We start from the raw sequence: 23754 nt of genomic DNA, 5'->3' as shown, positions 1-23754 counted from the left end.
CTATGAGCTTCTTTCCTGTCCAGCCTTCCGACAAGAAGGCCATCGAGGAAGGTGCGGCATTCATGCCGCGCTTTGATGCATCGGGTCTCATCACAGCCGTTGTAACCGATGCGCGTGACGGCGAGTTACTGATGGTCGCCCATATGAATGAGGAAGCCTTGCGCCTTACCCTCGAAACGGGAATTGCGCATTACTGGTCCCGTTCGCGCGGCAAGCTCTGGAAGAAGGGCGAGACGTCGGGCAATCTGCAAAGCGTTGTCGAGTTGCGAACGGATTGCGACCAGGATGCGCTTTGGCTGAAAGTGCGCGTCGCCGGTGACGGGCCGACCTGCCATACAGGCCGCCGCTCCTGCTTCTATCGGCAGGTTGTTGCCGAGAACGGCGATATATCGCTGGCTATTGAAGGCGCTTGCGATCACGAGCATTAATCTTGGTCAAAAGGATGTGATGGCGCGAATATGAGTCGCGCCATCAATTCGCAGCATTTATTCTTTGGATACTATGTTTCGCTAATCTGAAGCGGTTCCATTCAAACGGAGTTGTCGGAATCGTTTTAGCCATTTGTCTGTGCATTTCCTGACGCAAACCGCTTGAGTCTTTTGTCGGAAATGCTCCAAATCGAGACGAAGAGGTATCCATCGTGATGCTTGCATGGGGGCAGAGGCGGAAGGCTGCGAATAACGACCTTGCACCGCCGACAGAAGAAATCGTTGAAAAACCTGAAATCAAGCGTGAGCCGCGCCGGATAGCCTTGGCGCTGGGCGGCGGAGCTGCGCGTGGCTGGGCGCATATCGGCGTTCTGCGCGCGCTGGACGAAGCCAATATCGATATCGAGATGATTGCCGGAACTTCCATCGGCGCGCTTGTCGGTGGCTGTTATCTGGCCGGAAAGCTCGATGAACTGGAAGATTTCGCCCGCAGCCTCACACGGCGGCGCATGTTCAATCTTCTCGACATCACCTTTCGCGGCAGCGGGCTGTTCGGCGGGATGAAACTCGATGGTCGCCTGCGCGAGCATCTGGACGGGCTGCGCATCGAGGAACTGGACCGTCCCTTCGTTGCCATCTGCACCGAATTACGCACCGGTCACGAAATCTGGCTGTCATCTGGCCCGCTTATTGATGCCATGCGTGCTTCCTATGCCCTGCCCGGTGTTTTCGAGCCCGTGCGCTGGCAGGAGCGTGTTCTGGTCGATGGCGCATTGGTCAACCCTGTTCCCGTATCTGTGTGCCGTGCTTACGAGCAGCGCCTCGTCCTTGCGGTGAACCTGCATTACGACCAGTATGGTCGCGCTGCAGTCATCAAACATGCGCAATCACGCCAGGAAGGTCTGGCTGAGGCAATTCATGGCGAGAAGGAAGCGCGCCTTGGCATTACGGGCGTGATGATGGAAGCTTTCAACATCATTCAGGACCGCATCTCGCGAGCCCGCATGGCCGGCGATCCACCGGATGTCACGCTTATGCCGATTGTGGGACAGATCGGGCTTGCCGATTTCCATCGCGCATCCGAGGCAATCGACGCCGGATACACGGAAACGCTGAAGCGTCTTGAGGATATCAAGCGCTTGCAGGGCATCGCCGGATAATTTTTTGGCGATTGAGGCGAATCCGAATGAATCGGATTCGTCGGATTCGCTCTTGTTGCCCCTGGCAGCCCTTTGTTCCACCGCTACACTCTCGTTCGGTGACGTTTTTCGGAATTTTTTTTGATTTACGGAAGCCTTTGAAAAAGCCCGGAAATTCGGGGTTTCAACGATGTCTTCGATGATTGCGTGCCGGCTTTTTCACATTCTTTTTCAAAAAGATTGCCGGAAGATGCAGATGGGGCTTGTGCACCCCAAAGTGATTTGCTAAATGCCCACTCGCCGACGGAGTTCGGCTCCTACCACGGGCGGTCGTGGCGGAATTGGTAGACGCGCAGCGTTGAGGTCGCTGTGGGGCAACCCGTGGAAGTTCGAGTCTTCTCGACCGCACCATAAGCTCTTTTGAGCTCTGCTATTAAGCGGTTGAATTTAAACGCTTTATCACCCTATCAAAAAATACCACTTGCATTAAGTCTGGTTTTTAGGCCACAAAATAGGCTATAAACTGGTACACAAACGGGTGAGACATGGGCCGCCTTCGCAAAGGCCGAGAGGATCAGGACCGCTATATTTTTTCCCTTAACGGCAATTATTATTACCGCCGTCGGGTGCCGACAGAGCTGCGTGATTCGGACGGACGCGGCCCTCTCATAAAGATCTCCCTCAAGACATCAGACCTTGCTAAGGCCCGGTCCCTTCGCGATGCCTACGAAGCTGCAGATGATGAGCTATGGTTTTCCATGGCGAGTGGCGGTGACGTAGGGGCAGCACATCAGCGCTATCAGGCCGCAGTGAAACGAGTGCGGGCTATGGGCTTCTCCTACCGGTCTGCAGTCGATATTTCCCGTGAGCCAGTCGAGACCATCCTCGAGAGAATCGAAACAATGTTGCGGCCGGGTGCACCTAAGCCGGTCATCGAAGCAGCCATCGGCGCCGTCGACGAGCCAAAGCTCAAGCTCTCGGAAGCCTTCAATGTCTATCTGGAAAAGATCGCGCCTCATCAGATACGGGGCAAGAGCGCTGGACAGAAGAAGCGGTGGGCGAATGTGAAGCGCCTTGCTCTGGACAGCTTCACCGAAGTGGTCGGCGATCTCATGATCGATGCGATCACCCGGGAGGACGCACGCAAATACTACGACTACTGGATGGCGAAGATCGCCCCGAAGGAAGGTGCACCTACGCATACGGCCTCGTCTGGCAATCGCCGGGTCGGTGATCTGCGTGTGCTCTATCGTGAATATTACCAGCATTTAGGTCAGCCAGACCGACGCAATCCTTTTGACGGAATGAGTTTTAGGGAAAAGACGAAGCGCAAGCGCAAGCGGCCTTCCTTCCCATTGGACTGGATAACCGGGACGATTTTGAAGCCCGGCAATCTCGCGACCATGAACGACCAAGCGCGAGCCATCGTCCTTACTGTCGCCGACATTGGAGCAAGACCGAGCGAGATTTGCAACTTGACGCCAGATCACATCGTGCTCAATCACAAAATCCCCCACCTGATAATTGAACCACGAGACGATCCGGATGATCCGAGAGAGATCAAGACTGAATCTTCTATCCGTGTCGTGCCTCTTACCGGCTTAGCACTGGCAGCCATGCAGAAGCACCCGAACGGTTTCCCGAAGTACAAAGACAAAGAGGACAGCCTTTCGGCTGCCCTCAATAAGTACCTCCGTGATAATAAGCTGCTGCCGTCGACAAAGCATTCGGTCTATTCGTTCCGGCATTCCTTCGAGGATCGTATGAAGGATGCTCACATTGATGCCGAGCTGCGAAAGATCCTTATGGGTCATTCGATCGACCGGCCGGAGTACGGCGAAGGCGGATCATTGAAGTTGCGCCTCGATGCTATGAAGCAGATTGCCCTTCCGTTTGACCCCTCAATCGTGTGAGGCGCGCGCGCACCGAAGCCATCTTTGCATCGGCGGAACGGAGCGTTTCCAGCTCACGCTCCAGCCGTTCGTAGATTGGAAGAGCCTTGATCCCTATGTCACCGACCGCGACCATGGCATGCGCCAGGCGGTCGAGGGCGGCTTCAATGCGTTCAGCTGTCACAGGCTTGTTCGTTTTCATTTCCGTTGTTCCATACTTGGAGAGGGCGAAGGGCTAAACGCCCTTCAAGTATTTCAGGAGAGTCCTGCGGCCTGCTCGATGGCAGATGTTTTGCAGCGCTCCCACGCCAGACCGCATAGTTTGTCGAGCTTGTAGGCTGCAATGCGGCTTGGCGATCCGGCGGGGTAAGCCCAAAAGCTGTTAGCTCCATACCGTCGCTTGTAAATGCGAAAGAGCTTGTATTTGCGCCGCTTCAAATGTTGCGGGACTATTCGCCAATGTTTGCCGCATATCCATTCAGAAGTGTCGTCGCGGTTGTGTCGTGTCCTCTTGCAGAATGGGATGCAACATCCGATACGGTCAGCCATCACGCTTACCTTATCTCGACCAACGCTGGCTGAGGTCCTGCCTTCTGATCTTGATACTTGCCCGAGTACGGGTTCTCAGTCGGTTCATCCAGCTTATGGAAAACGATCTGAGCTATCGGAGATCCAGCCTCGATGGTGATCGGCATCTCACCCTCATAGGTAATCTCAAGGGTCAAGTAGCCACGCCAGCCCGGTTCGATGACGGTGTTTTGCACAAGCACAAACTGACGAGCCCATGTGCTCTTGTCTTTCACGTAGGCCACACAATCGTCCGGCATAGTGAAGTGCTCGATCGTGCTCGCAAGGGCAGACCTAATGTGTCGATCGTGCCTGACTGATGCAATCTGACGGTGTCCAAGGTTCAACGTTTCGGCGATCCGTACGTCGTACCCTGACGGGCCGAGTCCGAAGGTCATTCCGTTTGCCAAAGTCCGCTCGTGAAACGGCTCGAAGATTTTACGCTTACGGATTGATTGTGCAGATAAAACTGTCATTGCGTTGTCCTTTTATATGACGAGCGTGAGGTGCTCGGCCGCTCTCGTTACTGCCGTATAAAGCCAACGGTCCCGGTCTTCCCGAAATGCCTGGCTTTCATCAAAGACACAGACTCTGTCCCACTGTGAACCCTGCGACTTGTGGCAGGTTACGGCATACCCAAACGTGAACTGCTGAGTGCCGCGGAGTTCTTTGAATGGCAGCTTTGATGCAGCCACGTCGTCTTCGAAGAACTCTTTTCTGACGGTGACTTTCGTAGTCGGACGACCTCCCTCCGGGTCATCCATCCAGAGTTGGACTGCCTTTTTCCCCACCCTCTTCTTTCCAACGATCAGGATATCGCCGTTGAATATCTTGGCGTATCGATCATTCCGCAGACAGATAAGCGGCTCGCCTCGTAGCGGGAATGGATCGTCTTTCTCGGCGAGCGCTCGCAGACGGCGATTGTATTTCTGGCGCGTTTCATTGCGTCCGACCAGAACGATGCTTGCGTCGGTGACGAGCTGAGCATCAAGATTCTTCCGAGTGGTGACAATCAAGCCGTCGGTGCTGACTTCGTCACCCCTGTAACGGCCTTCCCGGATCTCCGTAGCGAGCCACACAATAGGACTTTCTGCAGCCTGACGGTGCACCTCCGTCAACATGTAATCTGCATCGCGTGCCGTGAAGTAGCCGCCGCCCGAGACAGGCGGAAGTTGAGCAGGATCACCGAGCACGAGGACTGGCTTGCCAAACGATAGGAGATCCTTTCCCATCTCTTCGTTCACCATTGAGCATTCGTCGATAATAATGAGACAGTATTTATCGAGGGCACCCGGTGATTTAAGCGTGACTTTCGCTTCGCCGGTATTCTCGTCGATCTGAGTATCGTAGATCAACGAGTGAATGGTTTTTGCGCCTCGACACCCTTTCGACCGCATGACTTGGGCAGCCTTGCCGGTGAACGCTGCAAAGGCAACCTCACCACTCGCGTGGTCTGCGAGGTGTATGGCAAGTGTCGTCTTGCCAGTGCCCGCGTATCCAGCGAGATAGAAGGTCGGTGCGTACCGCATGCGCAGCCACGCCCCGGCCTTGGAAAGCGCTTCATTCTGTTGTGGAGACCACTGCATCATGCATCTCCTTTCGACGGACGGTCGGCGCCTGGCAGAAGGGGCTGCATGGTGCCGTGCTGGTACGCGTCGGCGATACGAGATTGAACATGCTCGCCAACAGTCTGACCGTCTGGCATTTGGATATGAGCGAGGAATGCTTGTTCGAAGCTTTCGATCCCTGCTTCAACGCTTTCGAGTTTTGCCTTTATCGATAGTAGGAGCGCTCTCCATCTGGAACGGCACGCCTGCTCGTGAGCCTTCATTGCTTCAGCCGTTGACCGGGTTTTCCCTGTGGGGGTGCGCGTGAAAGCGGCCGACTTAGGATCAGGAAGAGGCAAGCGGAATACAACCCGCCGCTCTGCCATTTCAAACGCGATGCGCGCCTCGGTGCCGCTTTCGAACGATGCGAAGCTGGTAGCTCCGTACTTCTTGATGGTCGCTTTAATTTCCGCCTCGGATCGCTCGACAGATACGGTTGTCTTTTCTGCATAGCTCATGACGAGTAACTCACGATCAGGTGAAATTCATCGAGTTCGAAGGTGACAGTTCCGTAGAAGTCATCTCCAGAGAAACCGCCGCCGCTTTGATCCACCCATTCGAATTTGACGCCGCGAACGGTTGGGCCCTCGTAAGGTTGACGCTTGCCCTTTGGCATGAAACCCTCGTGGCGTTTCAGCATGATGCTATGAGCGCCATCAACAGACCCCGCCAAGGTTGTGATTGCTTGTAAAGCTTTGGTGGAAAAGGCTGTCATAGCTGCACCTTTGTGAGCGCGGCGCGAGCTTCGCGGTAACGAACGACGATAGGATCACAAGCTTTAAGTTGCTTCGGCTGCCCGAATGCTCCGCTCGGTTTAGTGGCGTCCTCGTAGGCGTCACGAGCGGCGATGTAATCTGAAATCCGCAAGTCCTTCGCCGCCAATAGCTCCACAGCCTGCGAGCTGGCGACGAGTTCGTCGGGATAAGGAATATATGGACCAATTTCGCCTATATCTTCGTCATCGAAATAGGCGGTGGTATAGTCGTTTGTCCAACCTTTCGGCGTCCATTTCCATGCGACCCAGCCGTCTGCTTCCTTGACCCAATAGAAGCCGATCTTTCGCTCTAGTGGATCGACCGCCGCCAACTCCCCGCACTTGCCGGTAGCATCCGGCGATACGGGAGCAACGGGGGACAGTTCACTGGCAATATTCCGCATCAGACATGCCAGTTCGTCCTTCGCAACCTGCGGGAGCGCGTCGACCTTGGCTGTCAAAGAGACGAAGTTCGTATAGCCGTGTGCGTTGTTACTCGTGCGGAAAAGGATCAGCCCACGCTTGATATCGTCATGACGGAACGGAAGGTCATCCGTACAGTCCACCCATTGAAGGAACGGTATTGCAGCAGCAAGTGCGAGGCGCATACGCCGCGCCTGTTCTGGCAGAGGGCTTACATTTACCGTCTCAGGTCTTGTGTCCTCAAACCACGCGCGGATTGCCGCCTGAACGGCTGCGTCCGGTAAGGTGTGCTGCAAGGCAGCCGTGACCTCATTGAACAAACGGAGCACCTGATCACGAGACAGAGGCCAGGACACTGAAACGCATTGGCACGCTGCCTGCAAGGCGTCGTTATTCGGATTCATTGTCGACTCCTTTGAAGTTCTTCCCGCGCAACGTCGCCATGAACCGTTTGAGCAAAGACCGCTGAGCCTTTCCGTGCGAGTCCTGGATTTTGCCGAGCTGCTTGTTGACGATCTTTTCACAGCCAGAGCAGATGTCTCTGATTTCATCGGTCCGGTAGATGTCGCGGACCTCGTTGACGTATGCAGAGTGTCCGTTGCAGATGTCGCATCTAGGCACGAGTAACCTCCTCCTCGGGTGGGCAGTCGACGATTGAGGCAGTGACAAGTACATTCGAGGGAAGGCGAATGAGCCTTGCCTGCCCGTCCTGGAGCCAACCGGCGATAAATGAGAGAAGAACCGTCTCAATCGACGGCTCGGTTACTTTGACGGAGCAGACGCCCTCGGTCGTATTGACGATCAGGGTGGGAACAGCTTTTAAATGAGCCACCATCATGCGCCTCCCGCTGCGGACAGGACGTCGAAAGACCCCTTCCCTTTAAAGATGTAACCCACGCCCGCTTCCCCCGGGATGTTCCAACCGTGACGACGAAGAAGTGAAATGTCTCGGTAGATCGTGCGAGGCGAAGTATCGAGAATGACCGCGAGGTCGTCAGCCTTATGGCTGGTGCCGTCCTCGATAAGAGCTACGAGCCGCCGAAGCCGACGAGCTACGTATGGCGGTGTGCAACGTCTCATTTCGAGCCTCCGCTTAATGGCGCATCCAGCCTGATCACAGGCACGTACCAGTTCACCTTGATTGTCGTGCCCTTGCCGTCGTCCTCCGGATCGTACTCGCCGATCAGCCAGAACGGCTCTTCGCAGGCCTTGTCGAAGGCGCCGTCGTGCCGCTTCCACCGCTTGCCCGGGGTGGTCCCTGTCGGTAGGGTCGCGCTGTATTCGTCCAGAGCGTCGAACTCCGACTTGGTCAGGTGGAGCGGCGGGAGGTGCGCGTAACGGGCATGCCCCTCGTTTATCAAAGCCTGACCGAGATCCGCGGTGCAGGCCAAGCGACTGACCTTGCTCGCAAGGCCGAGACGCTCTTCGATCATGCCGATCAGGCCGTTGCCGAAGTCCTCGAGGAGGGCCTTCTCCCGGTCATTCGGTGTGTAGTCCCCGTCCCCACGCCATTCGTACCCCTCGACCTCAGCATGGATGTCAATCTCAGGAAGTCGCGGGATGACCGGAGCCCGTGTCGGGGAAGCCTGAAGGACGAGAAGGATGGCGTCGGCGATCTCGTCCGCCCTATTCTCAACCGGCGTGAAATCATCTGCCGTCATCGTGCCATGACGCCAAGCGTCCCAAACACGGGTGCAGTCGTAGCTGCCGCTGAGCAGCTCGGCGATCATGTCAACCAACTTGTTGCGGTCGATCGAGAGACCGAAATTCTTTAACGCGAAATCGCGAACCGCACCCTTGTCGACATCAAATCCTGACAGAAGCCACTGCGGTTCCGGATGCCACTCGGTTGCGCCGAAATATGCTCGGTGCGGTATGATCCTGCGGATTGATACTTCTCCGCGATAGTTGGTGTAGCTGAGGACGGCTGGAGCGAACGCTTTGGTTTCTGCCAATTCCACGGTGCTCATTGGTTACCTTCCTTCACGATTTTGATTTTGCTGATAATCACCTTCGGATGCTGCGCCTGAACGATCTTACGAGCATGGTTCGGATCGTCTGCCTCGACGTCGATGTTTCCAGCTGTCCGGGTGTGAACGCGAAACGTCGTCATTCTTCTGCCTTCTCCTCGATGGGCTTACGTCGGTTGTTGAATGGGCGGCTGTGCCATTTGCTCTTGCGCGGTGCCGGTTCTTTGCCGGTATCCTTCGCGAGGAGGCGCTGTCGGAACGCCTCTTGTTTTTTGGAAACCCTGCGGACTTTTGCGATCTTTCCGATGTCGCCATCGGCGGTGGTAATCCGCTTCTCGCCGCCTCGACCGAAGGTCTTGAGCTTGTGTTCGTCGACGAGGAGCATATCGATGTGCGCAGGGTCATTGGCCGGCGGAATTGTATCGCCGGTCAGTTCGTTGATGGGCCTGAGTGCAAGGGCTGGATTGTGGTCGAACTGTACGTCTTCAACCTTGAGGCCGAACCTGCGAAGCGCGGCCTCCAGCTTGACTCGGTCAGGTATTCTTTTGCGGAGTTTCTGTTGTTCGCTCACTGGCGGCATTCAGCAGCTCGGCGATCAGTCCAGCCTTTTCCGGCTGTAGGACTAGGCAGACGACACCACTGTCGTCGCCCGAAAGGATCTGCTTTGCCGTGACGGTTTCATTGGCCACGTAATATTGGGTTTCTGCATGCGAACCGTGCAGATAAACTGGAAGAACTTGATATGTCATTTTACTGCACCTACGCGAAAGGGGTTCCGGACATCGTCAACTTGTTGAGCCAGTGACGGGCGGTATGTCGGATCTCTGGAGATAAGTTCTCCCGGCGGGGATCGAGGCACCACTCCAGGAATCCGCGATCCATGTCGGACCAGAGCTTGCCGTGATGATCCTTGGTGAAGTTCACCGTTTTCAAAAGAACCGGCGTATTGGTCAGTTGAATGAGAACTGACGGATGTTTATCCTTAATCATTCGCGATAGTATGTGAGCCGTGACATAGGAATCCGGCCCGGCTCTATGCGGAGGCATCGCCAATTCCGGCCATTCGAGATCAGCATCAATGCCAAGCCAGTAACGCAGCACCTGATTGCTGAAACCGGGCGCATCGTCCCACAAGTGCTTGGCGGACTGCAGCGTGCAGATCCACGGGTATGTACCTCCGGAGAAAAAAGTCTTCTCGAACTCGGCATTGTGAGCGACGAAGATGTCGCCCGGTTCCATCCCGTCCATCAACATGGCAAGCGCCTTGTCCGGAGTGATTGCTTCAGCGACGTCTGCATCAGAGATATGATGCACAGCGCGGGCTTCTGGTGGAATTGGAATGCCGCAATTGACGAGAGCGGAGACAGGTTTGGAAACCGCCCCTGTACTGCCATCTACATCGGTGAACCCAATTTCAACGATACCGACGGTTTTACCCTTGCGTTTATCGTCGGCTTGACCGGTGGTCTCAAAATCGGTGGATCTCATTTTCATTGAGCGGACTCCTGCACCTTGGACGACGCTGATACATGGTCGCGCAAACGCACCCGCGCCTTGTCGACATTGAGACGAGCGATGTTTGTAATAGCGGACATCAGGTTTAGTTTGAGCGTGTCTTGATCGGATACACGCCGGACTGCTTCCGCAATCGCTGGATCGGTATGATCGCAGTCAACAGCGAGACGGAACTGACCGCCACTCACCTTGAGATTTGTAATTAAGCGAAGGTCTTCTTCTCTGTCGGAGACTTCCTTCGCAAGGCGTTCGGCCTCTTGTCCGAAAGTATTCATGGGTAAGTCCTAATCGTTGTTCAAGGCAATATTGAAGGAATTACCGTGACGCCGTTCGGCAGCGCCACGATTGGCTGCAATGCTTACGGGTACTTGCCGACGTTAAGCTTCTCGACGCCGAGAAGATCTTTAACCTTGTGGACGAACATTGCGTGGTCCGCAGTCCATGCAACGCCATCGGCATCCCGTTTGATCGACCAATCCGACATGTCGATACACGCCTTCATGAGCGGCTTCGCATATTCCGGTGTTGCGGATGACCAGTGTTGGGCTGCTTGCTTCAGAACGCCACGACGATCAGGGGCATCGATGCCCATATCGAGTGCGATACCGAGCAACTTCTCACACCCTTCAAGGATGACATCGTGGTGTTCACGCTGGATGATAATGTCTTCAGGCGCGCTAGGAGGTCCAGATTGCTTTTCTTTCTGGTCGGCGTCCTGCTTTCCACCATTCGGTTGAGCCGCCGCCTGCTTCGATGAAACATTTCCCTTTTTCTGATCCTTGGCCGACTCTACCTTCTCGCCTTCCTGGGCTGCCGCCTTGTCCATCTGTACCGTCTGCTGCGGCTGGTGCTGGATGGCCGGTTGCGCTGTCTGCTCAATCACCTGACCGGTGAATGGGTCGAAGCGTTCAGTCTGACGCGGTTGGCTGAAGTCGAACATATCGTCCTGGCGCTCAAGGAGTGCACGGATCTTGTCGTTGTTGACCGAGATGTATTTGGAGCCGCGACGAAGGACGGCCTTGCGGTACATCTCTTCCTTCCAGTTCTTCCACGCCGGGGAGTCTGGTGCCTTCGATGCCTTCCTCACCTTCTCAAACTCTTCGAGAGACATGGTTTCGAGGTGGAGAACGCGCTTCTGGTCATCACGGAAGATGGCGTATCCGCCGACGATGGCTCCGCGATCCGTGGAGAAGGGATCGGAGCTATGCACAAGGCTGTCTGGATCTGCCTCGTTAAGAATGAACTGGTCATGGGCATATACGAGCTTGCACGTGATGGAGAAGACGCCACCGAGTTCGCGCAGGCGCTTAATAACGCCGTGTACCATGGGCTGGTATTGCAAGATCCCCTTGTACGGGATCATCGCAGCTTCCTTATTGTCAGGCACGAGCCCGTCTGCCGCACACTTGCCAACCTCACGACGGATTGAGTCAAGCGAACACTTCAGGATGTCCGGGTTTTGCTGGACTGCAATTGCAAACACCGCACGCAGTCGGTCAAAGCTCTTTCCGCTATCCATCACCAAAGGTTCGATGTCGGCGCGGACGGACTCGATAAGATCCGACGCCTGATTAGCGATGGTTAGGTTGCTCATACTGGATTCCTCGGTTGTAAGTGGGCATGACGGTGTGGTTCAGACGCAGCGGGGCTTTCGGCGGCGGCGTCCACAGACGATCCGGTCCGTACAGGTCCATGTAAAAGCGGTAGGTTTCGAGGGCGTCGGCCACGATCCGCTTGGCGTGGTCGAACATCTTGTCTTCGGTATCGACGGAAAGGATGATTGGAACCATGCCATTATCCCGGCGCATCAGCACCCACACCCAATCGATTCCATCCGCGAGAAGGAAGGATTGCAGGTAGAGGTCGCGGGGCGGAGTGCCGAAGACCATGCCCTGTTCGAGCAGTGCTCGGGCGGCGAAGTATCCTTCCATATAGGCCGCGACCTGCACGTCGTACGCCATGTCGTGGACCTTCAGGATTGCCGCCTCTTCGTCGGACCCGCCCCGGTATGACGAGAACGATTTCAGGTCGACGATGAGAGACTTGACGCGGCTTCCGGCTGGAGCAAGTGAATAGTCGAAGCGGCACTTTCGACGAATGCCGCGCTCATCAATCCAGATGATGGACATTTCAGCTGCGCCGTCGACCAGAGATCCGGCCGTCATGACAGAGGTGAGGATTGGATCACGTTCCATGTTCGCCACGGAATCCTCGATCTCAACCACCTGCCGCTCGGTGAGCTCGACGTAATCGGGATGCTCAAGTTTCCAGTGAGCAAGGATGTCATCGAAGAATGGTGGACATTCGTCGAGTTCCTTCGCTCGCGCAATCAGTTCGGGCTTGTTTCCGGTGAGCTTTTGTCCGTGCATACGCAGGATGTCTTTGATCTGATCCGTCGTATTCAGAGCTTCCGGGTAATCCTCGGGCCTCGGTGGTTTTGCATAGCGTTGCTCAAAAGCTGTTTTGCCCTCAAGGACGCGGCAGTGCCACGCGCTGCCCCATACAAGGAACTCCTGTTCCTTTTCCTGACGAGGACGCAGGCGGTCGTACTGCCATTTGCACGGCTTGGATGCGAGCTCCTTGATGGACGTTGAACCAAGCGCCGTATCAGCGTGGTAGATGCCTTCCGGCAGGTCGAAGTAGATCCCAGGCGGAAGGGTGTAGGTGCCATCGGCATTCGGAATAAAGTTGAGGGTGCTCACGATTGCGCCTCCTCTGCTTCCGCCTCTTGCGGATGGGTGATGACGTCTGGCAGGGATCGCTCGATCATGTCAGCCAGGCCTCTAAGGAAACCGGCCGACTGCGTGCACTTGTCCTGTGCCGACGAGATCCGCGAATGGAAGTCGTAGGCTGCCATGACGTTGATTTCAGAGCCGATGATCGGCTCGCGCTGACCCTTATTCTGGCTGATCCACCCGTCGGTGTGCGTGGCGTAGAACCCGGCAGCCTTAGCGACCTCGCTCGCTGTCATTTCAACGAGGTACGCGCCGTTTGTTGCAGCGATGATTTTCATTCTGCTGCCTCCAAATTGGAGACGACGAGGCCCTCTTCAATCATAACTGCGCTCTCGCGGCCGGACGATACGGTCTCGATCCACACCTGCAGGTCGTTCTCTTGCGCATAGTCAGTCAAAAGAGCCATGGAATCCGCATCGAGTAGCGAACCATCGCGGACACGAATCACTCGAAGCTTCGGGTTCATGGCGCCAGCCACCGCAATTGACACGCGGAGTTGTTCCGCATCACTCGCCTGATTGAAAGGCTGGCCGTTGACAAGGATTGAGTCTTCGGTGAGCTCAAGGCCACTGACGGGGAGCTTCGCTTCCCTTACGGCTGTTGAAGCCGCAGCCTTCCGATCGTCTATAGCCTTGGTGAAGGCCGAACTTTTCGCCTCGGCGCTCTTCAATTCCTCAGACAAGGTAGCGCGTTGCTGCTTACGTTCGACGTAGCGGTTGGTTTCCTCGGCCTGCGTTATTTGCAGACGGATGGAGTCGATGTCCTTCTTTTCACCGCTGACATCGATGCCGTCGAGCTCATCCCGCAGTTCTTCAATCGCCAATTCGTCGGCGGCAATTGCCTGCTCCAGCGATTTAATACTTTCCCTACGCGAAGCGTTGATGTTTTCGACCGACTTGATGCGTTGATCAATGTTGTCGCGTTTCACAACTGCAGCGTCGATCTTGCCATTGTGATCCATCGCGGATGCCAGATCCGCCATCAACTGCTCAGCGCTTACCCGTTCTTCCGGAGTATCTTCCGGCACAACGATTGCCTCGATGCGGGCTTTCAGATCGCGAATAGTACGATTGACATCGGTGCGAGCATCGAAGTCATCCTTGTTCAGCTTGTCAGCTGCCGCGAAATCGTAGTTTGGCACCAGTGCACGCAACGCGACCAGTTGGTCTTGCGGTCGCATGCGGGAGAAAGCGAGAGGATCGAAGGTAAGATCACCAATGAAGCCCTCGAGCAATTTGACGGGACTGTCGTACTTGGCGCCGTCCTTGTTCTTCACCGTTAGCGAGATTGTGACATCGCCGTCGTCCTTCAGTTTGAAGGTTTTCGTGACGATGTAATCGCCAAGGTCCAACTCGATAAAGCCCTTGTCAGCTCCGTCTCGTACGGGCTTAGATTGAACGACTTTGTTCGTGTCGAGCGCCCACCAGATAGCATCGAGGATCGAGGTCTTACCCTGCCCGTTCCTCCCCGTGATCTCGACGAGGTTTCCCTCGGGCCTGATCTCAACGGCAACGAGGCGTTTTATATTCTCGGCCTGCAAAGAGATAATTTTCATTATTAAACCTCAAGTTTTCTTAGTGCTTCCCGGCCTTCCGCGATAAAATCGTCGCGGACGGTATCTGTGAGACGGCGCCATCTGCGGACGCACGCCTGTTCCGGTGTCTCCCGGATCTTTTTTCCCTTGACGGTGATCTCCATGCAGGAACCAAAACCATCGCGGATAAAGCGCTTGTAGATCTCGAAGCCGGCTCGAATTTCCTGCTCTTCAGTCACAAGTGAAGTCCCAACGAGTTAGCAAACGTCACCACCCCGGCTTCATGAACCAGGTCCATCTGCTCTGGAGTGAGCTTCTGCCCCCGGTGCCATGCTCGAATGGCGTCTTCCATCAGCGCGCGCCTTTCAGACGCACGTCGTGCTGCTTCTCGAATGTTGATGTTCATTTCGTCGGCTCGAAATTTCTACGGTATGAATTGATTAATACTATTCGCATCGTATGTGTCAACATAAAAAATACGAAACGTATTGACGAACGATAAAAAAAGGGAGCATAAGAAAAAGGCCCCGCAGCATCTACCAAATGCTCGGGGCCGCGACTGGATGGAAAAATTCGTTTTGCCGACGAGAAAATCCAGTGACGTTTGAGTATCATACGTCACGTATTTTTTCAAGCAGAACATCACAGACCAGTCTGCTGCAGGGTATGACGGAAACCGGTTCGGCCCTACAGTAGGTATTTTTGAGCAAGGAACGGGATTCGATCTGGCTCAAAGGGTTTCTGGCGGCGTTATGCTGGTGGTCTGCCCTGATCGACGTGGGTGTTCACGAAAAAGAGGCCAAGATGGTAAGGCGAGCAAGACCGCCGTTACCTGTGGGATAAGCGGCGGTCGGCTCGGTTGGGCATGGACTCTCCCCTCCTACTCCAGGCACCCTTCCATGATTTTCATGGCGGGGTTCTTGGTCTGTGGGAGTCACGACGATCTCTCAATCGAGCATAGAGAATTATTCCAAGGTATGTGAAGGATAGATAGGCATACAAGTGAGAGCATATGGAGTGCTCAAGCCTTCAAAATTAATAATCTAAATGGTCATTCCAGAAAAAAATGCAGCGAAACGAAAGAAAACGAAAGTGAGCTGCTCACAACATCGTCACCTTTGCTTTTACTCGGCCAACAATTGGCACCTCGTTCGCGTTCCTTTCGTAGCTTTCGTATCTTGGATTTCTACCGGTGACACGAACGTTCAAGGCGTTTTCGGACGGAATAACTTCAACCATTTTAACTGAAACCGCTGAGCCATCGAATACCGCGAACGCTCCTGGAGGCGTCGGTCGTGTATCGTTCGTGTCAATAATGACGCGGTCACCCGGGAAGAGAGAACCTGGAGCGGTTGGGTTTGATGGGTCGTACATATAATCGCCGATTATCTCCATGACCCGAGCGCCTCGGCCAGCGATGTCCAGTCCACTTGAAAGAAAGTGGTCCGGCATTTCCCAGAATGAGTCGAGATCTGAAGACCCTTGCTCAGGCGCAGGTCGAAAGAACGGATCGGATTTAGCAGCGTCTTCAGCGGCCTTGGATTCCCCAAAGATCAACCACGCCGGATCAACGCCGTAATGCTTTGCGTATAAACGGGCCAGCTCGCGGTCAAATGTTCGTCCGCCATTTTCATGCGCTGTGTATGTAACAACCTTTACGCCCATACTCCGCGCAGCATCGGTCGCCGACTTGTATCCGGCGTTTAGGCGAGCTTCTTTGAGGCGGATATGCGGTCCTGCATTCTTCATATCGAAGTCTCCTGACAAATTAAATACGTTTTGTATTTACCACAGTCAATTCGCATTGTATTTCATAATTAACACGGAGTGAATAACAATGCGCGATAACACCACCAATTTTCACGACATCCTGACCCGATACAAACAAGTTATGGCGGAAGTTGAGCAGCTTATGCTGACTGGACGTCAGATAAAGTTCGTTCGAAATAAGCTCGGCGAAAGCCAAACAGCTTTCGCAGAACGTATTGGAAGTTCGCAGGTATCCATATTCAGGGCCGAGGCGAAACGAGATACTAGGTGCACCGGGCTCATTGTTTTGTCATGTCTTGCTGCAGCGCAGGAGATAGGATTCGATATCCCTAGCGATGCTGATTTGCGTAACGTTGACGGGGAGTGATCCCCGATGGTTGGCAAAGGCAACCTTATCTGGACGGAAGATCTCGACCGTGAGCTCCGCTCCCTCGTGCGCAAGAAGACACCTCAGCGCACCATCGCAAACCTGCTTGGCTTGCATAGAATCCAGGTAATCAGGCGTATAAAAAAGCTTGGACTGGCAGCAGATGACGGCTGCGAGAAGTCGTTCGAACCTCCTTTGCATATCAAAAGTTACAAGAAGTTTCACAGGGGCTTTCACGTCCCTGAACACCAAGAGTCCGCCTACTACGACCTTCTGAAATCAGGGGTTTCAATAGACGAGGCTCGCCGCCGCCTGAAAATCAAGAAGGACAGAGGCTAATCATGAACACGCGAGACCATAACACCAAGACAGATCAGGAACTTTACGAAGAGCAGAAGTTCCTTGAAGGATTCCAAACCCTGAAGGGATTGGAGTCGGAAATGGCTGGCACGAAGGGCGATATGAACGCCGAGTACAAGCGGATGAAAGACCTCGGCTGGTCCAAGAAGGATTTCGAGTTCGCGAAATCCCTTGAGGATAAGGATGTTGGTCAGGTCATTGCCGACTTCGAGCGTAAGCTGCGCATTGCCAAGATGTTTGGGCACCAGCTCGGTCGCCAGCTCGATATTCTCGACAAGGACCGCACGCCGCAGGAAGATCGTGCCTATGATGAGGGCTTCGCCTCTGGTCGTCGCCGCAAAAGCGCGACAAATCCATATCAGCCTGGCTCTCAGGAGTTCCAGAACTGGCAAAAGGGCATGAACGACGGCACTGAACTCGCCAACAAAGATCTCTCGGCGGCTGTGAGCGAGCAAGCCCCCGACTGATATAGACGAACGCAATCGACCACCCGGCAATCATGCCAACATAAGGAAAATTACGATGAACACTTTGGTTTTTAATCTCCGCGATCGCGTCAAGCTCGTTGAAAGTGAAGAGACCGGCGAGATCATCGCCCGCGCACAATACACCTACACCGAACCGCATTACTTGGTCCGCTATAAGGCAGGCGACGGACGGCAGGTGGAAAGCTGGTGGGGTGAGAGCGCCCTTCGCGCTGCCTGATTTATCATATCGACCCGGCAAATATGCCACCTGAGAGATAGCTCGGCGCTACGGCGCCGTAGCTTACCGGCCAAGCCGGAACACCCTGCACATTCCCTAGAAAGGTTCTCGCGATGGATACGTACCCTCGCGCTCTTCGACGGATTCGATGGTGAAGCATGTCGAAGAAGCGTCTTTCCAAGTACCAGCAATCCAAATTGGATGCAGCATTTGCCCGAGCCGACCGAGAGTCAGCGCTGAAAAAGCAAGGCGGCAAGTGCATCTACTGTCTCGATCCACTGACAGTCAAACAGGCAACCCGCGAGCACATCAAGCCGCGATCTGCCGGAGGTCTCGATAGCAAGGACAACATCGCTGCGGCGTGTGCTCCCTGCAATCGCCTCAAGGGTTCAACGCCCTACGCCATTTTCATGCGGCTCATCAGCGAACCGAGATCCGGCGAGCCAATCCGATACCGCCTCGTCTGGTTCTCCAGGCAACTCAACAAACGATTAGCACTGATGGAAAAGCGCGTGATGCGCGCCGTCGGGAGGAAGATATGACCGTAACGGCATCTGGATATGACCGAAAAATCAATGAGCTGTACGAGACAGAGGCATGGGCTACCGAAGCCCTGCTCAAGTTCTTTCCAGTGAATGGATATAATTTGTGGGAGCCGGCAGCAGGCAACCATAAGATGGCTGATGTGCTTCGAGCGAACGGCGCTGAGGTCCACACCTCTGACATCGCGACCTACACTCGCGAACACGACGAAATCTTCGACTTCCTTTCAGATCGTGACGACTACGAAGTTTTCGATTCCATTGTGACCAACCCGCCTTACGGGAAGCAGAACCGCATCGCCGTCAAGTTTGCCGGAAAGGCATTGTCCCGTTGCGCCGGCAATGTTGCGTTGCTTCTCACCGCCAAGTTCGACAGCGGCAAAACCCGCAAGCACTTGTTTGCCGAGAACCCTCGCTTCCTCGCGAAGATCGTTCTCGTCGACCGGATTTCGTGGGAGGGCAATGGCCAGACGGGAACCGAGGACCACGCTTGGTATGTATGGGGACCGAAGCCATTGTTCCCCGCTCCAGCTCGCCTTCTCTATGCGGAGCGTCCGGAATGAGTAAGGCTCCGCAATCTTACCTCGTTCTCGATCCAGGCAGATCCATGGGGTACGCCTATTGTCTGGCGGGAGGGGAGAACATTCGCCATGGAACGTGGAAGTTCACCCAGGAATGTCACGGCGAGGCCTTTGCCAACTTCGTTCAATACTTGAAGCGCACGCTCGCCAACCTTCCGGACCCTCTGGTGGGCATCGAACTGATGACCATTGTCGATCACGGGAAAGATGGCAAGTCCGCCATCGATGCGCAGCAAGTCATATTCTCTTCGGGCTGGCCGACGCACGCCCAGACGCTATGCCACTCAATGGGGTTGAGGGAGCCGCAGTTCATCGCAATCCCCACTTGGCGTTCTAAGACCCACGGCAAGTTGCGGGTTCCCGACAGCATGAAGAAGGCCAAGCAGGCCGAGAAAACCAAGTGGTTCAAGCAGCAGGCCAAAGCTTATTGCGATCGCGAGGGCTGGTCATACAACACCGATGACGAAGCGGAAGCGCTCTGCATGTTGGACGCCCTTCGCATCATGAACGAACCGGATCACGCCTTTGATCGCGGCCGGTCATTTCAGCAGGAGCAATTCCTATGAACGATCCCCGTAAGCCAGTTCATAAACTAAGCCCGGAGCGCGAGGACGTTGTTCGTCAGGTGGTTCACGGTCACCTGTTCAACGCGACACAGGCAGCTTCAGCCGAGGTCGGATGCACAGGAGCGGCCTTCGTCCTGATTAGTGCAGGGATTTTCTTGGGCGAACTCACCGAGATCAATCACAAAGCAGCGCTGGATTATTATCGGGCTCTCGCCGATATGAACGATCCCGCACTCGACGACCGCACCCGTGGCGAAGCCAGTATGCGGCGGTCGGCTGCTCTGAAAGAGATCTACGCCAGCCTCGACCTCTTTATGGCGGGGGCTCAAGGCAATGCGTAACAATGGCAGCGGCCGGTTTACCGACAGCTTCCTCGATGACCTACGAGACCGCATACCAATTTCGGAAGTTATTGCTACTCGCGTCTCATGGGACCGGGCCAAGACCAAGCCACAGAAGGGGGACTATTGGGGCTGTTGCCCCTTCCATGGCGAGAGTCGCCCTTCATTCCACTGCGAAGACCGCAAAGGCCGATACCATTGTTTCGGCTGCGGCGTGACGGGTAACCACTTCAAGTTCTTCATGGAGCTTGACGGCGTCTCGTTTCCCCGCGCGGTCGAGATGGTGGCATCTCTGGCAGGTGTCAATTTGCCGGGACGCGAAGAGACCGAAAGGGAACGTCGTGAACGGATCTCGCGAGAGCAGGAGCGCAAGCGCCGAGACGAGCAGCGAGCAAAACAAGAGCTGAGAGATATAGAGCGCAAGGCAGAGACCGTCCGCTCGATATGGGATGAAGCCAAGCCCATCGCTGGCACACTGGCGGAGACCTACCTCAACTCCCGCTCGATCGAGCTGTCTGATTTCCCTGAAGGGACGCAGTGGATGCCAAGCCTCCGGTTCCATCCGGGACTTTCGCTGCAAAAGGCAAAGCACCCTGCCCTGATCGGTGGTGTCCAAGGCAAGAACCGCAGACTGATCGCGATCTGGCGAATCTTCCTGCAGCCGAACGGCAGAGCTCTCGTCAACGACGAAGGCAGAAAAGTGAAACTTGGTCTTGGTCCTGCCAATGGTGGGGCGGTGCGGCTTGGTCCGGTGACGGAGACACTTCGGCTCGCAGAAGGGATTGAGACGGCACTCGGTGTTTCGCTTCTATCTCGCAAGCCGTCGTCCGTGTGGGCCACGCTGTCAACCTCGGGAATGATCAATCTGGATATACCGGCCGGGGTTAAGCGGCTGGAGATATTTGCTGACGGCGACAGGTTCCGCCTGCATCAGCAAACCGGACAAGTAACCGACCCGCCCGGCATCGTGGCCGCCAAGAAACTACAGCAGCGGGCCATGGAAGCTGGCCTTGAAGCGGCAATCTACGCATCTCCTGAGCCAGACGATTGGCTCGACGTGTGGGTGCAGAGGAAGAATGATGAGCAACGAATCCGCAACGTCCAATACCTTTAGCAATTTGAAGATCGAGCAGCTGATCCTCGGCGCCATCCTGATGGACGAAACCAACTACTGGAATATCCAGGAGCTGGTGAATATGGACCTGTTCGCATCGAACGATCATCAGAAGATTTTCGCTGTGATCTATGAGCTGGCAAGCGACGGCCGTGCGGTGCGCGTGCCTATCGTCGCCGGTCGTTTGGGCACGCTGAGTAATGATCAAGACCCGGACGCTTACCTGTCCATGCTCCTGCATGTGGCAAGCCGTGAAGAAGAGATACCGCTGGTCGATTATGCACATGAGCTACGCAAGTCGGCCAGTCGCCGTAAGGTGAAAGCTCTGGCTGAAGGGATGCTGAAGTCCGTCGGCGACATCAACCTCGACCCGGATCAGATCATCGACCGTGCAACAGAGCGTCTGTCCGATATGTCGCGCAATGCGGCCATTGAGTTTGAGTCCAGTGTGTCGAGCACGATCCGCCAGATTTACACGTCGGCGTCGACACAAGGCAGCGGGATGGCGCTGCGTCCGTGCCTCAAGGGGCTGGAGCAAATGGTCGGCCTCTTCCCGCAAGGATCGTTGGTGCTGTGGGGTGGGAATCCCGGCTCGGGCAAAACGGCGGCTGCAATGCAGCAGATGCTGTTCTCTTCTGTCGCTCACCCGACATCTCTCTTCGAGCTGGAGATGGACAATATGGCCCTCGTCGCACGGTCGATTGCCGGAGAGACCGGAGTCTCCATGCGCGACATCCTGCGGGGCGTTGATGAGAAGCAGATGGAATCTCTAATTAGAGCGGAGAAGCATTTTCAGGACCGCAAGCTGACAATCGTATCGCCATCCAAGATGACGATCCAGCAGATCCGCAGCCGCGCGTTCGCTCACAAGCGCAAGTTCGGGCTGGACTTACTCTGCGTCGACCACCTGAAGCTGGTAGATCGCGTAACGAAGAACCGTATGGACCCGGTCGAGCGCGCATATGAAAACGCTCGTGATCTCAAGGCATTGGCGAAGGATCTTAACTGCGTCGTGATCGGGCTATGCCAGTTCACAAAGGCCGCCCGACAGAAGGAACATCCAGAGCCCGAGATGGAAGATTTCTATGGTGGTTCGCTCGAAGAGCATGCCGACATCATGCTTGCCAATTTCAATCGCAACGATTGGCTGAAGAAGAACCCACCGGCCGCGAATGGGAAAGGCCGGGAGAAATGGGACGCCGACCTCGAAGTGACGAGGGGAAAAATCGAAATCTACAAACTGAAAGATCGCTTCGGCACTCCTCGTGATCGCCACATCTTCGATTGGGATGGGAAGCTCACCTTGTTCAAGGATCAAGTCTCGCAGACGACCTTGTGGGAAGAAACGGCGGGGATGTGAGGAAGCTATGAACCAGTTTGAGACCTATACGAAACAACTCGCCACGGGATTCATCGCCTACCTCCGGACTCCTGCCGACGATGAGGCGAAACCTATCCTGGGTCCAGGCGGGAAAGAACAGCTCTTCCCAACACGGGAGAAAGCACTCGAGTGCATCAACCGGCACCTCGTCAGGTACGTCAACGGGCATCTTTATCGCTTCGGTTCTATTGCCGGAACTGAAATGAATGAGGCTGAGAAAGCGTTCAAAGACACTGTAAAGCAGAAGGGCAAAACCCGCACGATTTCAGTGACGTATAAGGGGAAGCCAGTACGATGGGTGAGAAAGAAATGATCCGGATGGACAGGCACACAGATCGCGAAGTCTATGTCGCGTGGGTGCTATGGGTAATAGGCATGTCGGAACGGAGTATTGCCACCGTCTTGATGAAGCGGCCGAAGCAGATCGCCGGTCTCGTTACTCGTTCCCCCTATTCCAATCGGTCGGCCATGACCGACGGTGAAAGGGACGCGGCGTTGAAGGGGCTTCTAGCGATCCGCATTGGTGAGGATGGCAAGCCAATCGATGGCGGGATGCTGGACAGAATACCTCTAAAGATCATCCCTCTCAGGGGTAAACAGAAGAAAGGCGCGAGGGGCTCGAAATGACTGCCAGCAAGAGACTGAAGGACCGGTTGAAAAAAGTGAAGGATCTCGAGAGCGAGAAGCTGAAACCCGGCGTGCTTCCCCTCGTCGCATTTTACGGTCGAGGTGATGAATCCAATGAATGCCGGGACAGGATGTATGAAATGATCGGGCGCGTGATGTCTTCTAATACAATGGTCGGCAATACCGCTTCCGCCCCAACCATGCAAAGCAGGATGCACATTCTCGATGTGCGGGACGCAGTGACAATTCTCAACGCTCAGGCCAGTCCAATCGAGTTCCTCGTCTCGAACGGAGAAATGGAAGGAGCGGAAGATGAAGATGGGATGGGCGGTGTGCGGTTTCACACCGCCATTCGCTTTCGAGATCTTGTCCAAGGTGCCCAGGTAAAGGGCATGAAATCCGCCAACCTCGAAACAACAGGCGGTGGAGGGTTCGCACCGGTAGACATCGTCAGCTATCAGGTTGATTGCCGCAAGATCCTGCAACGTGTGAGAGATGCCATTGATGAGGAATGGATATTCCGAATGCTCGAGGCGGTCGTCGTTATGGACGAATGGCTTGATCTATGGCCGGAGAACCGGAAGACGGACAAGCGAGGCATCAAGCGCAAGCAAAGACTGAAGACGATACTTGCCCTGCATTACGGTTTAGACAAGGTAGGCAGGTCGCTCGGATATATGAACGACGCTGCCTTCAGACAGCGGTGGTCTCATGGGTCTCCGGATATGCCGCCGTCAGTTCGGCGTCGTAATCAGGAGTCCAGGGTTGCAAACCAGCTCGCACTGCTGACATCGCAAGGCGTTCGGTCTGGCTGAGCTCTCGCTTGCCATTGAACG

36 protein-coding genes, 1 tRNA gene and 1 pseudogene are annotated in these 23754 nt (G+C 55.1%); 18 read left to right on the top strand and 20 right to left on the bottom strand.

Annotated elements, in window-relative coordinates:
* Positions 1-2 precede the first annotated feature (2 nt).
* The 4 genes from hisI to AC1RHM_RS01330 all read left to right on the top strand — a co-directional run bounded on the left by hisI (position 3) and on the right by AC1RHM_RS01330 (position 3480).
* Positions 3-428 carry a phosphoribosyl-AMP cyclohydrolase gene (gene hisI / locus AC1RHM_RS01345; protein ID WP_010660104.1) on the top strand — a complete coding sequence of 142 codons (426 nt, stop codon included), beginning with the start codon at positions 3-5 and terminating at the stop codon, positions 426-428.
* 212 nt (positions 429-640) lie between these two features.
* Positions 641-1588: a patatin family protein gene (locus AC1RHM_RS01340; protein WP_010660105.1), complete on the top strand. Its 948-nt coding sequence runs from the start codon at positions 641-643 to the stop codon at positions 1586-1588.
* Between the two features lie 305 nt (positions 1589-1893).
* Positions 1894-1978 (top strand) — tRNA-Leu (locus AC1RHM_RS01335).
* A 134-nt stretch (positions 1979-2112) separates the two neighbouring features.
* On the top strand, positions 2113-3480 hold the full coding sequence (locus AC1RHM_RS01330; protein WP_492332439.1) for a DUF6538 domain-containing protein: 1368 nt from the start codon (positions 2113-2115) through the stop codon (positions 3478-3480).
* Here the strand turns inward: AC1RHM_RS01330 and AC1RHM_RS01325 are convergent.
* From AC1RHM_RS01325 to AC1RHM_RS01230, 20 genes are all read right to left on the bottom strand, one after another.
* Positions 3437-3661, bottom strand: a complete 225-nt coding sequence (locus AC1RHM_RS01325; RefSeq protein WP_492332438.1) for a hypothetical protein — start codon at positions 3659-3661, stop codon at positions 3437-3439. The genes AC1RHM_RS01330 and AC1RHM_RS01325 overlap by 44 nt on opposite strands.
* Before the next feature lie 352 nt (positions 3662-4013).
* Entirely contained in the window at positions 4014-4502 is a 489-nt protein-coding gene (gene dcd / locus AC1RHM_RS01320; RefSeq protein ID WP_492332437.1) for a dCTP deaminase, read from the bottom strand.
* A 12-nt stretch (positions 4503-4514) separates the two neighbouring features.
* Positions 4515-5612 carry an ATP-dependent DNA helicase gene (locus tag AC1RHM_RS01315; RefSeq protein ID WP_492332487.1) on the bottom strand — a complete coding sequence of 366 codons (1098 nt, stop codon included), beginning with the start codon at positions 5610-5612 and terminating at the stop codon, positions 4515-4517.
* Positions 5612-6091: a hypothetical protein gene (locus AC1RHM_RS01310; RefSeq protein WP_492332436.1), complete on the bottom strand. Its 480-nt coding sequence runs from the start codon at positions 6089-6091 to the stop codon at positions 5612-5614. The genes AC1RHM_RS01315 and AC1RHM_RS01310 overlap by 1 nt, the downstream gene beginning before the upstream one ends.
* Positions 6088-6348 (bottom strand): hypothetical protein, encoded by a 261-nt coding sequence (locus AC1RHM_RS01305; RefSeq protein ID WP_492332435.1) that lies wholly within the window; start codon positions 6346-6348, stop codon positions 6088-6090. Before AC1RHM_RS01305 ends, AC1RHM_RS01310 begins: the two co-directional genes overlap by 4 nt.
* Positions 6345-7214 (bottom strand): hypothetical protein, encoded by an 870-nt coding sequence (locus tag AC1RHM_RS01300; RefSeq protein ID WP_492332434.1) that lies wholly within the window; start codon positions 7212-7214, stop codon positions 6345-6347. Before AC1RHM_RS01300 ends, AC1RHM_RS01305 begins: the two co-directional genes overlap by 4 nt.
* Before the next feature lie 209 nt (positions 7215-7423).
* Entirely contained in the window at positions 7424-7645 is a 222-nt protein-coding gene (locus tag AC1RHM_RS01295; RefSeq protein WP_492332433.1) for a hypothetical protein, read from the bottom strand.
* Positions 7645-7890 carry an HTH domain-containing protein gene (locus tag AC1RHM_RS01290; RefSeq protein ID WP_492332432.1) on the bottom strand — a complete coding sequence of 82 codons (246 nt, stop codon included), beginning with the start codon at positions 7888-7890 and terminating at the stop codon, positions 7645-7647. The genes AC1RHM_RS01295 and AC1RHM_RS01290 overlap by 1 nt, the downstream gene beginning before the upstream one ends.
* On the bottom strand, positions 7887-8780 hold the full coding sequence (locus AC1RHM_RS01285; protein ID WP_492332431.1) for a hypothetical protein: 894 nt from the start codon (positions 8778-8780) through the stop codon (positions 7887-7889). The genes AC1RHM_RS01290 and AC1RHM_RS01285 overlap by 4 nt, the downstream gene beginning before the upstream one ends.
* Positions 8777-8923 (bottom strand): hypothetical protein, encoded by a 147-nt coding sequence (locus AC1RHM_RS01280; protein ID WP_492332430.1) that lies wholly within the window; start codon positions 8921-8923, stop codon positions 8777-8779. Before AC1RHM_RS01280 ends, AC1RHM_RS01285 begins: the two co-directional genes overlap by 4 nt.
* Positions 8920-9351 (bottom strand): hypothetical protein, encoded by a 432-nt coding sequence (locus AC1RHM_RS01275; protein ID WP_492332429.1) that lies wholly within the window; start codon positions 9349-9351, stop codon positions 8920-8922. Before AC1RHM_RS01275 ends, AC1RHM_RS01280 begins: the two co-directional genes overlap by 4 nt.
* On the bottom strand, positions 9314-9529 hold the full coding sequence (locus AC1RHM_RS01270) for a hypothetical protein (RefSeq protein ID WP_492332428.1): 216 nt from the start codon (positions 9527-9529) through the stop codon (positions 9314-9316). Before AC1RHM_RS01270 ends, AC1RHM_RS01275 begins: the two co-directional genes overlap by 38 nt.
* A 10-nt stretch (positions 9530-9539) precedes the next feature.
* On the bottom strand, positions 9540-10274 hold the full coding sequence (locus tag AC1RHM_RS01265) for an exonuclease domain-containing protein (protein ID WP_492332427.1): 735 nt from the start codon (positions 10272-10274) through the stop codon (positions 9540-9542).
* Positions 10271-10570: a hypothetical protein gene (locus tag AC1RHM_RS01260; RefSeq protein ID WP_492332426.1), complete on the bottom strand. Its 300-nt coding sequence runs from the start codon at positions 10568-10570 to the stop codon at positions 10271-10273. The genes AC1RHM_RS01265 and AC1RHM_RS01260 overlap by 4 nt, the downstream gene beginning before the upstream one ends.
* A gap of 83 nt (positions 10571-10653) precedes the next feature.
* Positions 10654-11889 carry a RecT family recombinase gene (locus AC1RHM_RS01255; protein WP_492332425.1) on the bottom strand — a complete coding sequence of 412 codons (1236 nt, stop codon included), beginning with the start codon at positions 11887-11889 and terminating at the stop codon, positions 10654-10656.
* Complete coding sequence (locus tag AC1RHM_RS01250; RefSeq protein ID WP_492332424.1) at positions 11867-12997, bottom strand: SAP domain-containing protein; 1131 nt, start codon at positions 12995-12997, stop codon at positions 11867-11869. Before AC1RHM_RS01250 ends, AC1RHM_RS01255 begins: the two co-directional genes overlap by 23 nt.
* Complete coding sequence (locus AC1RHM_RS01245; protein ID WP_492332423.1) at positions 12994-13308, bottom strand: hypothetical protein; 315 nt, start codon at positions 13306-13308, stop codon at positions 12994-12996. The genes AC1RHM_RS01250 and AC1RHM_RS01245 overlap by 4 nt, the downstream gene beginning before the upstream one ends.
* Positions 13305-14585 carry an AAA family ATPase gene (locus tag AC1RHM_RS01240; RefSeq protein ID WP_492332422.1) on the bottom strand — a complete coding sequence of 427 codons (1281 nt, stop codon included), beginning with the start codon at positions 14583-14585 and terminating at the stop codon, positions 13305-13307. Before AC1RHM_RS01240 ends, AC1RHM_RS01245 begins: the two co-directional genes overlap by 4 nt.
* A 2-nt stretch (positions 14586-14587) precedes the next feature.
* Positions 14588-14803, bottom strand: coding sequence for a hypothetical protein (locus tag AC1RHM_RS01235; protein WP_492332421.1), 216 nt, complete (start codon positions 14801-14803; stop codon positions 14588-14590).
* Positions 14804-15665: 862 nt separating this feature from the next.
* Positions 15666-16313, bottom strand: coding sequence for a LexA family transcriptional regulator (locus tag AC1RHM_RS01230; RefSeq protein WP_492332420.1), 648 nt, complete (start codon positions 16311-16313; stop codon positions 15666-15668).
* A gap of 88 nt (positions 16314-16401) precedes the next feature.
* Between AC1RHM_RS01230 and AC1RHM_RS01225 the strand changes: the two genes are divergently transcribed.
* The 14 genes and pseudogenes from AC1RHM_RS01225 to AC1RHM_RS01160 all read left to right on the top strand — a co-directional run bounded on the left by AC1RHM_RS01225 (position 16402) and on the right by AC1RHM_RS01160 (position 23733).
* Positions 16402-16701, top strand: coding sequence for a hypothetical protein (locus AC1RHM_RS01225; RefSeq protein WP_492332419.1), 300 nt, complete (start codon positions 16402-16404; stop codon positions 16699-16701).
* A gap of 6 nt (positions 16702-16707) precedes the next feature.
* Positions 16708-17040 carry a hypothetical protein gene (locus AC1RHM_RS01220; protein WP_492332418.1) on the top strand — a complete coding sequence of 111 codons (333 nt, stop codon included), beginning with the start codon at positions 16708-16710 and terminating at the stop codon, positions 17038-17040.
* 2 nt (positions 17041-17042) lie between these two features.
* Positions 17043-17528: a hypothetical protein gene (locus AC1RHM_RS01215; RefSeq protein ID WP_492332417.1), complete on the top strand. Its 486-nt coding sequence runs from the start codon at positions 17043-17045 to the stop codon at positions 17526-17528.
* A 55-nt stretch (positions 17529-17583) separates the two neighbouring features.
* Complete coding sequence (locus AC1RHM_RS01210; RefSeq protein WP_492332416.1) at positions 17584-17766, top strand: hypothetical protein; 183 nt, start codon at positions 17584-17586, stop codon at positions 17764-17766.
* A 158-nt stretch (positions 17767-17924) separates the two neighbouring features.
* Complete coding sequence (locus AC1RHM_RS01205) at positions 17925-18308, top strand: HNH endonuclease (RefSeq protein ID WP_492332415.1); 384 nt, start codon at positions 17925-17927, stop codon at positions 18306-18308.
* Positions 18305-18871 carry a hypothetical protein gene (locus AC1RHM_RS01200; RefSeq protein WP_492332414.1) on the top strand — a complete coding sequence of 189 codons (567 nt, stop codon included), beginning with the start codon at positions 18305-18307 and terminating at the stop codon, positions 18869-18871. The genes AC1RHM_RS01205 and AC1RHM_RS01200 overlap by 4 nt, the downstream gene beginning before the upstream one ends.
* Positions 18868-19455 carry a hypothetical protein gene (locus tag AC1RHM_RS01195; protein ID WP_492332413.1) on the top strand — a complete coding sequence of 196 codons (588 nt, stop codon included), beginning with the start codon at positions 18868-18870 and terminating at the stop codon, positions 19453-19455. Before AC1RHM_RS01200 ends, AC1RHM_RS01195 begins: the two co-directional genes overlap by 4 nt.
* On the top strand, positions 19452-19796 hold the full coding sequence (locus tag AC1RHM_RS01190; protein WP_492332412.1) for a hypothetical protein: 345 nt from the start codon (positions 19452-19454) through the stop codon (positions 19794-19796). Before AC1RHM_RS01195 ends, AC1RHM_RS01190 begins: the two co-directional genes overlap by 4 nt.
* Positions 19789-20151: pseudogene (locus AC1RHM_RS01185) on the top strand (CHC2 zinc finger domain-containing protein); the annotation flags it as partial. The gene AC1RHM_RS01190 and the pseudogene AC1RHM_RS01185, both read left to right, overlap by 8 nt.
* Positions 20146-20910 (top strand): DUF7146 domain-containing protein, encoded by a 765-nt coding sequence (locus AC1RHM_RS01180; protein ID WP_492332486.1) that lies wholly within the window; start codon positions 20146-20148, stop codon positions 20908-20910. The pseudogene AC1RHM_RS01185 and the gene AC1RHM_RS01180, both read left to right, overlap by 6 nt.
* Positions 20876-22270, top strand: a complete 1395-nt coding sequence (locus AC1RHM_RS01175; RefSeq protein WP_492332411.1) for a DnaB-like helicase C-terminal domain-containing protein — start codon at positions 20876-20878, stop codon at positions 22268-22270. The genes AC1RHM_RS01180 and AC1RHM_RS01175 overlap by 35 nt, the downstream gene beginning before the upstream one ends.
* 7 nt (positions 22271-22277) lie before the next feature.
* Entirely contained in the window at positions 22278-22604 is a 327-nt protein-coding gene (locus AC1RHM_RS01170) for a hypothetical protein (protein ID WP_492332410.1), read from the top strand.
* Positions 22586-22918 (top strand): hypothetical protein, encoded by a 333-nt coding sequence (locus tag AC1RHM_RS01165; protein ID WP_492332409.1) that lies wholly within the window; start codon positions 22586-22588, stop codon positions 22916-22918. Before AC1RHM_RS01170 ends, AC1RHM_RS01165 begins: the two co-directional genes overlap by 19 nt.
* Complete coding sequence (locus tag AC1RHM_RS01160; RefSeq protein WP_492332408.1) at positions 22915-23733, top strand: hypothetical protein; 819 nt, start codon at positions 22915-22917, stop codon at positions 23731-23733. Before AC1RHM_RS01165 ends, AC1RHM_RS01160 begins: the two co-directional genes overlap by 4 nt.
* Positions 23734-23754 lie beyond the last annotated feature (21 nt).

The organism is Brucella sp. GW823-FHT04E01 (assembly GCF_058796175.1).
Note: the sequence above shows the minus strand (reverse complement) of the source record. Positions and strands in the feature narration are given on the sequence as shown.

Bases quoted from the DNA above. Each gene is read 5' to 3' on its own strand.
- dcd (WP_492332437.1), bottom strand. From the start codon at position 4,502: ATGACAGTTTTATCTGCACAATCAATCCGTAAGCGTAAAATCTTCGAG.
- AC1RHM_RS01190 (WP_492332412.1), top strand. From the start codon at position 19,452: ATGAACGATCCCCGTAAGCCAGTTCATAAACTAAGCCCGGAGCGCGAG.
- AC1RHM_RS01315 (WP_492332487.1), bottom strand. From the start codon at position 5,612: ATGCAGTGGTCTCCACAACAGAATGAAGCGCTTTCCAAGGCCGGGGCG.
- AC1RHM_RS01215 (WP_492332417.1), top strand. From the start codon at position 17,043: ATGAACACGCGAGACCATAACACCAAGACAGATCAGGAACTTTACGAA.
- AC1RHM_RS01310 (WP_492332436.1), bottom strand. From the start codon at position 6,091: ATGAGCTATGCAGAAAAGACAACCGTATCTGTCGAGCGATCCGAGGCG.
- AC1RHM_RS01240 (WP_492332422.1), bottom strand. From the start codon at position 14,585: ATGAAAATTATCTCTTTGCAGGCCGAGAATATAAAACGCCTCGTTGCC.
- AC1RHM_RS01285 (WP_492332431.1), bottom strand. From the start codon at position 8,780: ATGAGCACCGTGGAATTGGCAGAAACCAAAGCGTTCGCTCCAGCCGTC.
- AC1RHM_RS01165 (WP_492332409.1), top strand. From the start codon at position 22,586: ATGGGTGAGAAAGAAATGATCCGGATGGACAGGCACACAGATCGCGAA.
- AC1RHM_RS01265 (WP_492332427.1), bottom strand. From the start codon at position 10,274: ATGAAAATGAGATCCACCGATTTTGAGACCACCGGTCAAGCCGACGAT.
- AC1RHM_RS01260 (WP_492332426.1), bottom strand. From the start codon at position 10,570: ATGAATACTTTCGGACAAGAGGCCGAACGCCTTGCGAAGGAAGTCTCC.
- AC1RHM_RS01220 (WP_492332418.1), top strand. From the start codon at position 16,708: ATGGTTGGCAAAGGCAACCTTATCTGGACGGAAGATCTCGACCGTGAG.
- AC1RHM_RS01205 (WP_492332415.1), top strand. From the start codon at position 17,925: ATGTCGAAGAAGCGTCTTTCCAAGTACCAGCAATCCAAATTGGATGCA.
- AC1RHM_RS01305 (WP_492332435.1), bottom strand. From the start codon at position 6,348: ATGACAGCCTTTTCCACCAAAGCTTTACAAGCAATCACAACCTTGGCG.
- AC1RHM_RS01175 (WP_492332411.1), top strand. From the start codon at position 20,876: ATGAGCAACGAATCCGCAACGTCCAATACCTTTAGCAATTTGAAGATC.
- AC1RHM_RS01195 (WP_492332413.1), top strand. From the start codon at position 18,868: ATGAGTAAGGCTCCGCAATCTTACCTCGTTCTCGATCCAGGCAGATCC.
- AC1RHM_RS01280 (WP_492332430.1), bottom strand. From the start codon at position 8,923: ATGACGACGTTTCGCGTTCACACCCGGACAGCTGGAAACATCGACGTC.
- AC1RHM_RS01225 (WP_492332419.1), top strand. From the start codon at position 16,402: ATGCGCGATAACACCACCAATTTTCACGACATCCTGACCCGATACAAA.
- AC1RHM_RS01255 (WP_492332425.1), bottom strand. From the start codon at position 11,889: ATGAGCAACCTAACCATCGCTAATCAGGCGTCGGATCTTATCGAGTCC.
- AC1RHM_RS01170 (WP_492332410.1), top strand. From the start codon at position 22,278: ATGAACCAGTTTGAGACCTATACGAAACAACTCGCCACGGGATTCATC.
- AC1RHM_RS01300 (WP_492332434.1), bottom strand. From the start codon at position 7,214: ATGAATCCGAATAACGACGCCTTGCAGGCAGCGTGCCAATGCGTTTCA.
- AC1RHM_RS01330 (WP_492332439.1), top strand. From the start codon at position 2,113: ATGGGCCGCCTTCGCAAAGGCCGAGAGGATCAGGACCGCTATATTTTT.
- AC1RHM_RS01295 (WP_492332433.1), bottom strand. From the start codon at position 7,645: ATGGTGGCTCATTTAAAAGCTGTTCCCACCCTGATCGTCAATACGACC.
- AC1RHM_RS01160 (WP_492332408.1), top strand. From the start codon at position 22,915: ATGACTGCCAGCAAGAGACTGAAGGACCGGTTGAAAAAAGTGAAGGAT.
- AC1RHM_RS01230 (WP_492332420.1), bottom strand. From the start codon at position 16,313: ATGAAGAATGCAGGACCGCATATCCGCCTCAAAGAAGCTCGCCTAAAC.
- AC1RHM_RS01290 (WP_492332432.1), bottom strand. From the start codon at position 7,890: ATGAGACGTTGCACACCGCCATACGTAGCTCGTCGGCTTCGGCGGCTC.
- hisI (WP_010660104.1), top strand. From the start codon at position 3: ATGAGCTTCTTTCCTGTCCAGCCTTCCGACAAGAAGGCCATCGAGGAA.
- AC1RHM_RS01325 (WP_492332438.1), bottom strand. From the start codon at position 3,661: ATGAAAACGAACAAGCCTGTGACAGCTGAACGCATTGAAGCCGCCCTC.
- AC1RHM_RS01270 (WP_492332428.1), bottom strand. From the start codon at position 9,529: ATGACATATCAAGTTCTTCCAGTTTATCTGCACGGTTCGCATGCAGAA.
- AC1RHM_RS01210 (WP_492332416.1), top strand. From the start codon at position 17,584: ATGAACACTTTGGTTTTTAATCTCCGCGATCGCGTCAAGCTCGTTGAA.
- AC1RHM_RS01200 (WP_492332414.1), top strand. From the start codon at position 18,305: ATGACCGTAACGGCATCTGGATATGACCGAAAAATCAATGAGCTGTAC.
- AC1RHM_RS01245 (WP_492332423.1), bottom strand. From the start codon at position 13,308: ATGAAAATCATCGCTGCAACAAACGGCGCGTACCTCGTTGAAATGACA.